Below are 13683 nucleotides of genomic sequence, written 5' to 3'. Positions count from 1 at the left end.
GGTAGCAATGCTCTGACTATACACCCCCTAGTCACGCTGCATGAATAGCTGGCTTGGGGGTTTTTGTTTGCATGGTGATGCACACTTATGATCGCTGCATCTGCTATGCTACAATGTACAGCAATAGTAAGTATTGGGGGACTACAGCGATGAAGCTCATTAGAGGGAGTATCATTTCAAAAATCATTGTTAGTTTAATTGTTGCAACGACAATCCCTTTTATTGTCTCAAATTTTTTGTCCTATCAAATTACAGGAAAAGCAATAAAAGCGCAGCTAGTTGAGTTAACGCAAAACTCGATGGATATTACGATGTCTACGCTGCAATCGTATTTCCATGAACTATCGTTACTCGGTATTTCTTATTTTTCCGATCCTGCATTAGTGAAATTATTATCCTCAACAGAGGTGCAAACACCTGCAGAGAGTGTATATATCGCGCAAAGGCTTGAACAATTTTATGCAAAGTACAGTGAAATCGGTTCCGTTTCTTATAAAAGCGCCTTAACGAATAAACAGTTCAACATACGCTATAATTATAATTCAAAAATTGATATTCCTGATTTTGATGGGCAAACGCTTTCTTATGCGCATAGTGAGCTAGAGCGGCCATTTCAAGTAACGTATACCAATAGAGAACGAAGATTACGGGTGAATAAACCGTTTATTGATATTTCCACGCGAGATATTATCGGTCTGACAACTTTTGATGTAAAGCCAGTCTATATTAGTACTGTGCTTCATTCTTTGACTACTAGAGAGCATAGCCCTGTTTACTTATTTATTGGTGAGGAAATGGAGCTGTTATATACGACCGCTGATGAACAAATAACAGCAAAAAATTACGCGGAAGTAGCGTCCTCATGGCAAACTGCTCTTAATCAGCAATTCGCTAATCTTGCGCAAGATATCGTCAAAGGTGAACTACAGACGCAAGAGGGGAGTTATGTCTATTATCGTTATAAAGTGAATGATGATTTGACGGTTACACTTGTAAAACTCATTCCACAATCCTTAATTAATGAAGCTCGAACCTCTGCACTAAGCAAAACGCTGTCTATACAAGTAGTCTCTATTATTTTTGTTTCGATTTTGGCGGCAGTTATTTCTTACTACATGTTAAGACGAATTAAGCATATGCTAAGTCATATTAAAAAGTTACAGATGGGGAACTTTCAGCTTAAGCGTAAGCCAGTGCCAGCGACGCCAGATGAGCTGGATTTACTGGAGCTAAGATTTCAAGAGATGGCAGCCGAGCTAGATGAGCTATGGAATAAGCAATATCGCAGTCAATTGGAGTTGTCACAGGCTCGTTTAAAAATGTTGCAGGCACAAATTAATCCGCATTTTTTCTACAATACGTTGCAATCGATTGGGACATTAGCGATTAAAAACAGAGCATATGAAGTAAGTGATCGGATCGCAGAATTTGCCGCAATGTTCCGTTACTCAATGGACATTGAACAGGAAGATGTTTTACTCGCTGAGGAGATTGCTCATGTGCAGCATTATATTGCGCTGCAGCAAGGCAGATATAAGCAGAAGCTGCAATTTGAATTAAACGGTGCTGAGCAAGCTAATCAAATGCGTGTACCCAAAATGATATTACAGCCGCTCGTTGAAAATAGTATTGTCCATGGTTTAGAGCAAGGAATCGGTCAAATTACGATTGCTGTCAATATAGGTTTAGGCACTAAGGAGCTGCTTATTGAAGTAGTCGATAATGGTAAAGGATTTACTGAACAACAGATAGAGCAAGTTAAAGCTATTTATGTCGATCAACAAATTGTTGTAACAGAAAGGAAAGGTATTGGATTAGCTAATGTATTAAAGCGTTTGTCTCTTTATTTCGGCAGTCACTTTTCTTGGAACATTACAAGCATTCCTTATGAGAAAACTGTCATTTCATTGCGTATGCCGATTGAACCAACTAAGGAGGATAAGCATGAAGCTGCTAATTGTTGATGATGAAGAGCATGTTAGAGAAGGGATCGAACTGTCGATTGATTGGAGTCAGTATGAAATTACACATATTCTTACAGCTGAACATGGCTTAGAGGCGTTAGAGCTCGTTAGGCAGCATCAGCCAGAGATTATTATTTGTGATATGAGTATGCACATTATGGACGGACCAGCTTTTTTAGAAAAACTGCGGGAAGAGGGCTGGTCGTCTAAAGTGATTGTGCTAAGCGGCTATCAACAATTTAATTATGCAAGAGCAACATTGCTTGCTAATGGGGTCGATTATTTACTTAAACCATTTAAGATTAGTGATTTGGATGCTGCAATACAAAAAGCATATACGCAAGTGAAACAGGAGCAAGAGGTAAAATTACAGGAGCTTAGCACTAAATTTCGATTAAAGGAAGTCAACGATCTTGTTAATGAGCAGCGCTTTGCCAGACTAATTGATGAAGAGGAAGCTGCTAGTCCAGAGCTTGCAGCTTTTCTAACGTCAATAGGGATTGATCCTCAGCAGTTTTATGTTGTTACCTTTTTACCTAGAAATAAAGAAGCAATTGTGAAGCACTATTATGCTAGAGACGAGCAGCTAATGAATTTTGCGATTAAAAATATTGTCGAGGAAATTTTTGAGCCGCTTGGCTCATGGAATATACTTCATTATGACGTGTTTATTATTGTGCTGCTAAGCTCATCCCGTCCTTCAAATGAGCTTGAAGCGGCAGTTATTAAGCTGCAGGAATCATGGAAACACACATTGCATTTATCGACCTTTGTTGGTTTTCTCTTGCAAAGTAATAAAGCAGAGCAGTTACATAGCGTGTTGCTGGAGGAAAAATCACGTATTTTGAGCTGCAACATTTTAGATAGCAGTAAGCTCAAGGAAAAAAAAGAGTTGGATCATTTTTTTATGGATAAAGAACGAGTAATTGTAGAGTCGGTGCTTGCTAACAATAAATCGTTTATTTTTGAATTGGTCGACCATTTTAAGGAGGAACTGACCAGTAAAGGTGTTGTTAGTTTGCGAGAGCTGCAACATTATACCGTTGAAATTAATTTGCTGCTCATGAGAATTTATGCCCAGCTTAGCGACGTTCGCTTTCATGAGACGATGCCGCTATGGCTGACGCAGCTTGATGAATGGGCAGCTAAGCTTAAGCAGATTTTTAATGATATGATCGATAGAAGCAAAGTCGAGCTTAGCCAAATGCAGCCAATTGTCGCTGTGCGCAATTATATCGTCGACCATATGAAGGAAGAGATAACGCTAGCTAGTTTGGCAGAAACGTTCCACTTTTCTCCGCAATATTTAGCGAAAAAGTTCAAAGAGGAGTATGACACTACAATTATGAACTATTTAACTCAGCTTCGCATGGATAAGGCAGGTTCGTTACTAGCGCATACGGATCTTCCAATTCAGGAAATTGCCAGTGAAAGCGGCTTTGAAGAGTTAAATTATTTCAGCAAAGTGTTTAAGAAATATACAGGCTTATCGCCAACCTCTTATCGAAAAAAATATAAAGTGAAGTAACATAAGGAACACATCTCCTATTTAGAAGGCGGGTTAAGATGCAGTGATAATTCGTGCATAAATAGTGTGATGTGTTCTTATTTGTTTACAAGCAGTGCAATGAGATTCAAATATTACCTATTTGAGCGAATATAACACCTGTAAGCGACAAATAACTAAAAATATAATTAACACTAAGAAGGCAAAACACAATTCAATGAGGGGGCTTTTTGATGAAGAAGAAATGGGCATTTGCGTTACTATCAGTTATGTTGGTTGTGTTATCTGCATGCGGAAACAACGCAAACACTAAAACAGATGAAGGCGCTAACAGCAGCAATGGTGGAACTCAATCAGAAAAATTAGCGAAAATTACGTTGTTCCAAAGTAAGGTAGAAATTGCTGAAGATCTTGAAAATTTAGTTCAAAAATATAAACAAGAAACGGGCAATGAGGTTGAAGTATGGGGCTCAGCAGGGGATGCATACATTACTCAATTGCAAACAAAGCTTGCCGCTAATGAAGGGCCTACAATTTTCTCTGTTCAACCTGGTGCCGAGGCTGAAAAATTTGCTTCGTATTATTACGATATGACAAACCAGTCCTATGCCGAGTATATCGCCCCAAATATGGCTTTAGAGGTTGATGGCAAAGTAGTTGGTGTGCCAATCGGCGTTGAGGGCTTTGGTCTAGTATACAATAAAGAGCTTTACGATCCTTCTACAGTAAGCGATACAGATGGCTTAATAAAAGCACTTGAGCAGTTTAAGGCAGACGGGATTAACGGGTTAAGCTTGTCGCAAGAAGCATACTTTTTAATCGGTCATATTTTGAATACACCATTTGCATTGCAAGAAGATCCAGTTGCTTTTATTGAGCAGGTGAATAAAGGAGAAGTGAAACTTGCTGATGTTCCTGCATTCCAAGAGTTTGCTAAAGTAATGGATGCGATTCGCACATACTCTGTGAATCCAATGGAAGTCACATACGATACGCAAATGGGTGATTTGGCAACTGGCAAAACTGCGATTGTACATCAAGGTAACTGGAGCTACAGTATGCTTGCTGATTATGATCAAATCGATATCGGCATGGCACCACTTCCGCTTTTAGGTAATGATAAGCTTGCTGTTGATATTCCAGCAGGTTGGGTTATTAACAATAAAGCTACCCAAGAGGAAATTACTGCAGCTAATGCATTCCTTGAGTGGCTGTATACAAGTGAAACAGGTAAAAATACGATTGTAAATGAATTTGGCTTTATTCCAGCAGTTACAACTATTGAGCCGACTGGCTTGGATCCATTATCTCAAGCAGTATTTGATGCATCACAAGCAGGTAATACGATTCCGTGGGCGCTTAACTACTTCCCACAAGGAATTATTGTGAACGACCTTGCTCCACTTACATCAGAATTTTTCTTAAATCCATCTATGACACCTGAGCAATATCTTGAAAAGCTAGGTGAAGTATGGGTAAAAGCTGCTAAGTAAAGATAAGATTTGTAATATTGAAAGCCTAACACGAATAAGGATGTTAGGCTTTCATCATCTTAAACCGATCGATTATGGGAAAGGATGGTACCAATGACCAACAAGAACAGCAAGCTATGGTATTGCATCTTTACAATGCCGTTATTTTTAATATTTTTAATCGTTGTTGTCATTCCTTTTTTAATTGGGATTTACTATTCCTTTATTAAGTGGGATGGTATTCCTAGCAACCCTAAAGTCTTTGTAGGATTAGACAACTACACGATGTTATTTCAGGATGATCGCTTTTTAACTTCAGCATGGAGTACGATTAAATTTACTGTATTAGCGCTAATTAGTGTCAACTTGCTAGGTTTAATTTTTGCTTTAATTGTCACTTCAGGCTTCAAAACTAGTAATTTAGCACGTACGCTATTGTTTATGCCAAATTTAATTGGCGGGTTAATTTTGGGATATATTTGGCGTTTTATTTTTACAGATGGGTTTAAACAGATTGGTGCTACTACAGGAATAGACTCCATCTTCTTTAATTGGCTCATTGATCCTAACTATGCATTAATAGCGTTGGTCATTGTATTTACTTGGCAGATGGCAGGTTACACAATGGTTATTTATATTGCTGGTATTCAAGGGATTTCTGATGAGGTAATGGAGGCAGCTAAAGTGGATGGAGCAAATCTATGGCATCGTTTGACGAAAATTGTTTTTCCGCTATTGATGCCATCGTTTACCATTTGCTTATTTTTAACATTATCAGGCGCATTCAAAATTTATGATGTGAACTTATCGCTAACAAATGGCGGACCAATGCATACTACAGAATTATTTGCCATGAATATTTTCAATGAAATATTCGGCTACGGTAATTATGGATTTGGTCAAGCGAAAGCAATCGTATTTTTCGTAATTGTAGCGCTAGTCACATTAACGCAAGTTGTAATTACAAAGCGGAGAGAGGTGGAGATGTAATGAATACAACAAAAAACAGTGTATTTTCAACATTAATAATTATTCTGTCTCTGCTGTTTCTATCTCCGATTTATATTATGCTTGTCAACTCGTTTAAGACAAGAGCTGAGCTTTATGAAAATGTACTTGCATTGCCGGAGAGCTTTAGCTTTGAATACTACTCTAGCGCAATGAAGAAAATGAACTTTCTTACTGTGTTCGGGAATTCACTATATGTCACGATTGCGACAGTATTTTTTGTTATCGTGCTTGCCTCGATGACAGCTTGGATGCTTGTTAGAAGAGACAATGTAATGAGTAACATCATTTTCTTCTCGTTTGTAGCGACAATGCTAATTCCGTTCCAAACATTAATGATGCCGCTTATGCAAGTGATGGATTGGATGAGAACGTATTTGCATTTGCCAATGCTAAATACGCATGAAGGATTAATTTTTATGAATATCGGCTTCCATGCTGGTATTGCTGTATTTCTATACCATGGCTTTATTAAGTCAATTCCAGTAGCGCTGGAGGAGGCGGCTGTACTAGATGGCTGCAGCACTTTCGGTGTGTTTTGGAAGATTGTGTTTCCATTGCTGAAAAGTATAACGGTAACTGTTGCTATTCTCGATGTTATTGCCTCATGGAACGATTATTTGCTGCCATCGCTAGTGCTTTCAGATAAAGGATTGCGCACGATTCAGCTATCCACGTTCTATTTCTTTGGCGAATTTACAATTGTTTGGAATCAGGCAATGGCGGGCTTGACGTTAACGATTATTCCAGTCGTCATTTTTTATGCATTTGCTCAAAAATATATTATTAAAGGTATTGCAGCGGGAGCTGTAAAGTAAAGATTTATCTTTACAGAAAAGGAGCAACATGAGTAACCAGGTAATTATGGAAGATAGCTTGTTTTATGTCGTAGATATGTTCGGAAATGCCAATCAGAACAAAGAAGCTGGTCATGGCTTATATATGAACGATACACGTTTTTTAAGTCACTATGAGCTTCGGATTAACGGACAAATTCCTGAATTGTTAGGAAGCAGTACAACATCAAGCTATATGTTATCAACGCTATTAAAATACGAACAAAAAGATATTGGCGCAATTCAAATTAAGCGCAGCAGTTTAATAAATGACGGCAAGCTGCATGAGCAACTGCAAATTACAAACTACTTTCTTACTGAGCAAAGCATAGATTTGACACTGCATTTTGCTGCTGATTTTCAAGATATGTTTATTGTCCGTCGCTATCGTTCAGGTGAAGTAGGAGAGATGTTACAAACAACTTATACCGAGCATAGCTTACAACTGAACTATCGTGGGAAAGATAATCAGCTTCGCACAACGGAGATCCTTTGGAGCGGTGAGCCAAAGCTGCATAAGCAGGAGCAAATGCTAGAGTATAGGCTTCACTTAAAACCAGGACAAACCGAAATTATTGAGCTGATAATTGTTCCGCAGCAAAAGATGGAACAGAAATTAGAGCAGAATGGACAGGAAACAGCAAGTTGCATTACAGTGCAATCGGAACATCAAGGGGATACCTCGTTTGCACAAGCTTTACAAAGTCTAGAGCAAAGCTATGCGGAATGGGAAAAAAATAATACACAAGTAACTAGCTCTAGTTCATTATTTAATGCGCTATATGCCCGCAGCTTGCAAGATTTGCGGATGTTGCAAAGGGATATTGGCTACGGTCAGACGACAGTAGCGGGTTTGCCGTGGTTTGCGACTGTATTTGGCAGAGATAGCTTAATTACCTCGTTATTTATGTTACCGCTTCAGCCATCCCATGCTTTAGGCACATTGCGGACACTTGCTGCTTATCAAGGAAAAGCAAATGAACCTTGGCGTGATGAAGAAGTTGGCAAGATGATGCATGAAGTTCGTTTTGGAGAGCTGGTGACAACAGGACAGTCTCCTTTTTCGCCATATTATGGAGGGGTGGATTCTACTCCGTTATTTCTAATATTGCTAGTAGAATACGTGAAATGGACAGGCGATCTAAGCATCGTTACTGAACTGGAGGAGCATATTGAAGCGGCACTGGCTTGGATAAATAAACGTTCAGCAGACAACGCCTGCGGGTTTCTTACTTATCAACAGGAAGCGGAACAAGGTTTTCCTAATCAAGGATGGAAAGATTCTGCGAACAGTGTTGTCCATCACAATGGCTTACTTGCAAAGGCACCAATTGCACTTGTGGAAGTTCAAGGCTATATATGCTATGCAAAGCAAGGGTTAGCTCATATATGGCAAAGACTTGGTAAACAAGAGCAAGCACGCAAGTTAGCGATACAGGCTAAGCAGCTTATGGACAATATCGTACGCTACTTTTGGCTTGAGGAGGAGCAATATTTTTGTATTGCATTGGATGGGGAATTAAAACCTGTACAATCTGTTACCTCCAATCCAGGTCATCTCTTATTGACTGGACTATTGCCGAACGAATTGGCATTAAAAATTGGCAAGCGTTTATTAGCCAAAGATATGTTTAATGGCTATGGAATCCGCACAATGAGTAGTCAATCAACTGGCTACTATCCAATGAGCTACCATAACGGGAGCGTCTGGCCGCATGATAATGGCTTAATTATTTTAGGCTGTTTGCGAAGCGGGCTTTATAAAGAAGCAAGTACGATCGTTTCTGGATTGCTTTCAATCGCTGCTGAGTTGCCTGATTATCGCTTTCCTGAATTGATTTGTGGGTATGGCAAGGAGGAAGTTGACAGATTTGTAGCTTATCCTACAACATGCTCCCCGCAAGCCTGGTCAGGAGCAACGACATTTGCGATGTTACAAGCGATGCTTGGGTTGCAAGTAGATGTGTTACAAGGAACGGTTAGTATAACACCGAATTTGCCATCGAGTATAACGGAGTTAAAGGTAGAAGGCTTGTCAGTTGGCTCGGGGAAACTAGACATACATTTATCCCTCGACCAATTAACAGCAAAAACCTCGACAACTATACTGAGAAATACAACAGGGTTAATTGTTAATTACAATAACGAACATAGATAGGAGCTTTGGCAATGACATGGTCTATTAACAATCAGTCGCTGGAACAGACAGACTTATTAAATCAGGAAAGTATTTTTGCGCTTGGCAATGGATATTTGGGTGTACGTGGAAACTTTGAAGAAGGCTATGGAGAGAATATGCAGAGTATACGCGGCACCTATATTAATGCCTTCCATGATGTAATTACTATTCCTTATGGTGAAAAACTATTTGGCTTTCCTTCCACTCAGCAAAAGTTAGTGAACATTATTGATGCACAAGGCATTCAAATTTTTGTAGGTGAAGCTAAGGAACCGTTTAATTTATTTACAGGTGAAATTATTGCTTATAGTCGTGAGCTTAAACTAGATGAGGGTTATGCCGAACGACGTGTGCATTGGAAGTCGCCGCAAGGTCAAGAACTGGAGATCATTTTTCGCCGTATCGTTTCGTTTGTAACACGTGAGCTTTTTGCTATTGAATTAGTCATTATACCGCTTAAAGTTCAAGGAGATATTACTGTGCTATCAACATTGCAAGGTGATGTACAAAACTATACAGCGGTAAACGATCCACGAGTTGCTTCTGGACATGCAAAATTGTTGACGACAATAGCAGCTGGAATTGAGGATGACGTTCATTTTGTATGCAATGAAACATTAACTTCTAAACTATCTGTTTGTTGTGCAACAGTTTACAGCCATTCAAATGCAAAGCATGTCGAACAAACAGCTACTCAACAGCAAGTAAGCTATTTGGCTAGCTTTGCAAGCAGCGCTTCAATCAGCTTTACGAAGTGGAATATTTACACCGATACTTTGCGTCAGGGCGAGCAAAGCTTGGAGCGTGCGAAACAACTAGCAAAACAATTTGCTAAAGCAAGTTTTACTGAGCAATTAGCATTACAGAAGCAATATATGGATGATTACTGGCTCCGCTCAGATATTGAGATCGGTGGCGATGCTTTATTGCAGGAAGGCATTCGCTTTAACTTATTTCAACTGCTGCAGTCGGCAGGTCGCGATAAGTTCAGCAATATTGCGGCGAAGGGCTTATCTGGAGAAGGTTATGAGGGGCACTACTTTTGGGATACGGAAATTTATATGCTGCCAGTCTTTATGTTAACTCAGCCGCAGCTTGCTAAAGATCTGCTGTTATATCGTTATCATATTTTGCCTTATGCGAAGCAGCGCGCCCAAGAAATGGGACATAGTCAAGGTGCGCTTTATCCGTGGCGAACGATCGCAGGTACAGAATGTTCGTCTTTCTTCCCATCAGGTACGGCACAGTATCATATTAGTGCAGATATTGCCTATAGTTATATTCAATATTTTATGGCAACAGAGGATCTTGAGTTTCTTGCTGACTATGGCTGTGAAGTGCTTGTAGAGACTGCGAGACTATGGATCGAGATTGGTCATGAGCGAGAAGGTAGCTTCTATATTGATGAAGTAACAGGACCAGATGAATATACGTGCTGCGTCAACAATAACTATTATACTAATGTAATGGCAAAGCATAATTTAACATGGGCAGCTAGATCGTTAGAGCTAGTTAAGGCATATGATGCTAAGCGTTATGAACAGCTTATCCAAAAGCTTGCGATCGAGGATAATGAGCCTGCAGCATGGAAAAAGGCTGCGGAGATGATGTATTTGCCATATGATGAGAAGCTAGATATTAATCCTCAAGATGATACATTTTTAAATAAAAAGGTGTGGGATTTTGAGCATACCCCTAAGGAAAAGTATCCATTGCTGCTTCATTATCATCCATTGACGATTTATCGCTATCAAGTATGTAAACAGGCAGATACTGTGCTTGCCCATTTTCTTTTAGAAGACGAGCAGGCTTTGGCAACTATAAAAAACTCCTATGATTACTACGAGCGTATTACGACGCATGATTCCTCACTGTCAAGCTGTATTTTTAGCATTATGGCTGCAAAGGTAGGCTATGAGGAGAAGGCGTATCATTATTTCAAAGAAACTGCTCGATTAGACTTAGACAACACGCATGGAAATACGAAGGATGGGTTACATCTAGCCAATATGGGAGGTACCTGGATGGCAATCGTATTTGGCTTTGCTGGTGTGCGTATTAAGTGGAACGAGTTATCGTTATCTCCGAAGCTGCCATCAGATTGGGAACATTATTCATTCAAGCTGCAATATAAAGGGCGTACAGTCCAAGTTACAGTTAATAAAGAGGAGATTCAAGTAGTGCTTCTCTCAGGTGAGCAACTAACGATTAAAGTACGAGAGCAAGTGATAACATTAAAGCCGCTTGAACAACAAAAGTTGTCTTATTAAAGTGAAGTTAGCAAAGCTTTGGCCAGGAGGCTATGAAAGGAATGAAATAAACTGATGACTAGAGAATTAGAAGCGGTAATCTTTGATTTGGACGGTGTAATAACTGACACAGCTGAACATCATTATTTAGCTTGGAAGGCGATTGGTGACGAGCTTGGTTTACCGTTTACAAGAGAATTTAACGAAAATCTTAAAGGCGTATCACGACTAGAATCATTGCGTTTGCTGCTTAGTTTGTCGCCGACACCGCTGCAATATAGTGCAGAAGAGTTATCTAAGCTGGCGGAGCGAAAAAATGAATTGTATAAACAGTTAATTGCCTCTATTAAACCATCTGATGTACTGCCTGGCATTCCCCAGTTGCTTGCAGATTTAAGAGCAAATGGAATAAAAACAGCGATTGCCTCTGCAAGTAAAAATGCGTTTACTGTTGTTGCGAATTTACAGATGGAGCAGCAATTCGATTATATTGTTGATGCTGCCAGCATTAAAAACTCCAAGCCTGATCCAGAGGTGTTTTTAGCTGCAGCCGAGCATTTAGCAGTTGCTCCTGAAAACTGTATAGGCATAGAGGATGCTGCTGCAGGGATCGATGCGATCCTCGCTGCCAATATGACCGCAATCGCGATCGGCAACAAAGAACATTTTCCTCACGCTCATCATGTCTATAGCAGCACAGCAGAGCTGAACTATGAGCAATTAGTGAGCATATTTGAAAAGGTTAATCGTTAAGGGGAAAGCTGCAATATCCCATGCAAGCGAAGGAAGATAGTGTTAAAAATGAAATAAAATCGCTTTTAGCGAAGGGAATATAAGCTCTGGAGAAAGTATTCGAAAGAGCTTATATTTCTGTATTGCTGAAAAAATACCATATTCCCATAGACCTGAAAGAGATGATATACCTCAGCCTCTATTTTAAATATGATCGCTAGCTAGCTGTCTTCAATGTGCTGTAAAATGGAAGAGGAGTTATCATTTTATTCATAAAGGAGACATAGGGGCATGTTACTGGAAAAAGGCGATAAGCTGCTATTTATCGGAGACTCGGTAACGGATTGTGAGCGTAATAGACCAGACGGGGAAGGTTTGTTTGCTGCACTAGGCAAAGGCTATGTTTCAATGGTTGATGCATTGCTGCAAGCCGTTTATCCTGAACTGGGCATTCGTGTAGTCAACAAAGGGATTAGCGGAAATACAGTTCGCGATTTGAACGCAAGATGGCAAGAGGATGTAGTGGCACAGAAGCCACAATGGCTATCAATTATGATCGGAATTAATGATGTATGGCGACAATATGATACTCCTTTTATTAAAGAATGGCATGTTTACAAGGATGAATATGAAGCAACGCTGCGTAAACTTGTTAGTGAAACGAAGCCATTAGTTAAAGGGATTGTGCTAATGACCCCATTTTTTATTGAAAGCAATGAAGAGGATAAAATGCGTTCAACAATGGATGAATATGGTGCAATCGTACGGAAAATAGCTGCCGAATATGATACAAAATTTGTTGATACGCAGGCGGCTTTTAATGAAGTTTTGAAAGAGCTTTATTCTGCAACGATAGCTTGGGATCGTGTACATCCATCAGCAGTGGGACATATGGTACTAGCAAGAGCATTTTTAGATGCAATAGGATTCCAATGGAAACGCTAATTTCTTTAAACGCTAATTTTATGCTCTGAATCGGTAATAAAATATACTAAAGTTTTTTAAGCACCTGTTTCATAGTCTAACATATGAGACAGGTGTTTTATTTGTGATCATCATAAAAATCAATAAAAAGCTTTTGATTAGCATCAATTTGTGCTATAAAAATATCTTTCTCATCATAAGCGCCATGTTTTTTTATTTCTTTCATTAGCCACTGTTGATCAAGCTTTAAAGCTGCAAGATTGTTATGTAGAATATGACCATCTACAATAAGCAAGGTCGGAGCATGCTCATTTTTAACTTTTATTCCTAACGTTTTAGGAGTAATCGGGTCCACTTCTGTTTTTTTCAATACACTTAATTCACCATTATTTTCAAATACAGCCATCTCTACTTCATCAAGCTTAAAGACTCCTTTTTCACGCAACATCATCATCAGCTCATCGATAGCAAGCTGATTTTTTTTCATTTCTTTTTCTAATACTTTACCTTGCTTAATCACAATGGAAGGAGTCCCATCTGTAATACGTAAAAGTGTTCCTGACTTTAAACCAATAAAACCGAGCAAAAGAGGCAATAATCCCCAAATAATAAGTGATATTAAACCATTTGAAATTTTAATATTTTGATCAACGGACATTGTTGCCGCTATCGAGCCAATTGTAATACCAACGATATAGTCGAAAAAGGTTAATTGCGATAATTGCTTTTTGCCCATAATTCTCGTTAAACCGAGCAATACAAAAAAAGCTATAATAGAACGGATTAATATTAGTACAAGCTCCGGCATAGCG

The 13683-nt window shown here is 39.2% G+C and carries 10 protein-coding genes; 9 read left to right on the top strand and 1 reads right to left on the bottom strand.

All coding sequences use genetic code 11. The features are described 5' to 3' along the window. The first annotated feature begins 149 nt into the window (after window positions 1-149). The 9 genes from AC2TDL_RS05915 (at window position 150) to AC2TDL_RS05875 (ending at window position 12892) form a co-directional block, all read left to right on the top strand. Complete coding sequence (locus AC2TDL_RS05915) at window positions 150-1964, top strand: sensor histidine kinase (RefSeq protein WP_484699269.1); 1815 nt, start codon at window positions 150-152, stop codon at window positions 1962-1964. Next, the gene (locus AC2TDL_RS05910; protein WP_484699268.1) at window positions 1945-3492 is read left to right on the top strand and encodes a response regulator transcription factor; all 1548 of its coding nucleotides are present in this window, start codon (window positions 1945-1947) and stop codon (window positions 3490-3492) included. Before AC2TDL_RS05915 ends, AC2TDL_RS05910 begins: the two co-directional genes overlap by 20 nt. 212 nt (window positions 3493-3704) lie before the next feature. Then, window positions 3705-4964 (top strand): sugar ABC transporter substrate-binding protein, encoded by a 1260-nt coding sequence (locus AC2TDL_RS05905; RefSeq protein WP_484699267.1) that lies wholly within the window; start codon window positions 3705-3707, stop codon window positions 4962-4964. A gap of 93 nt (window positions 4965-5057) precedes the next feature. Then, a complete protein-coding gene (locus AC2TDL_RS05900) occupies window positions 5058-5933 on the top strand; it encodes a carbohydrate ABC transporter permease (protein WP_484699266.1) in 876 nt (291 codons plus the stop codon). Then, the gene (locus AC2TDL_RS05895; protein ID WP_484699265.1) at window positions 5933-6769 is read left to right on the top strand and encodes a carbohydrate ABC transporter permease; all 837 of its coding nucleotides are present in this window, start codon (window positions 5933-5935) and stop codon (window positions 6767-6769) included. The genes AC2TDL_RS05900 and AC2TDL_RS05895 overlap by 1 nt, the downstream gene beginning before the upstream one ends. A gap of 28 nt (window positions 6770-6797) precedes the next feature. Next, window positions 6798-8945 (top strand): amylo-alpha-1,6-glucosidase, encoded by a 2148-nt coding sequence (locus AC2TDL_RS05890; RefSeq protein WP_484699264.1) that lies wholly within the window; start codon window positions 6798-6800, stop codon window positions 8943-8945. Window positions 8946-8956: 11 nt separating this feature from the next. Next, window positions 8957-11236, top strand: a complete 2280-nt coding sequence (locus AC2TDL_RS05885) for a glycoside hydrolase family 65 protein (RefSeq protein WP_484699263.1) — start codon at window positions 8957-8959, stop codon at window positions 11234-11236. A gap of 54 nt (window positions 11237-11290) precedes the next feature. Then, window positions 11291-11968 carry a beta-phosphoglucomutase gene (pgmB, locus tag AC2TDL_RS05880; RefSeq protein ID WP_484699262.1) on the top strand — a complete coding sequence of 226 codons (678 nt, stop codon included), beginning with the start codon at window positions 11291-11293 and terminating at the stop codon, window positions 11966-11968. A 270-nt stretch (window positions 11969-12238) separates the two neighbouring features. Beyond that, the gene (locus AC2TDL_RS05875; protein ID WP_484699261.1) at window positions 12239-12892 is read left to right on the top strand and encodes an SGNH/GDSL hydrolase family protein; all 654 of its coding nucleotides are present in this window, start codon (window positions 12239-12241) and stop codon (window positions 12890-12892) included. A gap of 97 nt (window positions 12893-12989) precedes the next feature. On the opposite strand, the gene AC2TDL_RS05870 is transcribed toward AC2TDL_RS05875, so the two are convergent. Next, entirely contained in the window at window positions 12990-13679 is a 690-nt protein-coding gene (locus AC2TDL_RS05870) for a DUF421 domain-containing protein (protein ID WP_484699260.1), read from the bottom strand. Window positions 13680-13683 lie beyond the last annotated feature (4 nt).

The organism is Paenibacillus sp. plas6 (assembly GCF_057221655.1).
Note: the sequence above shows the minus strand (reverse complement) of the source record. Positions and strands in the feature narration are given on the sequence as shown.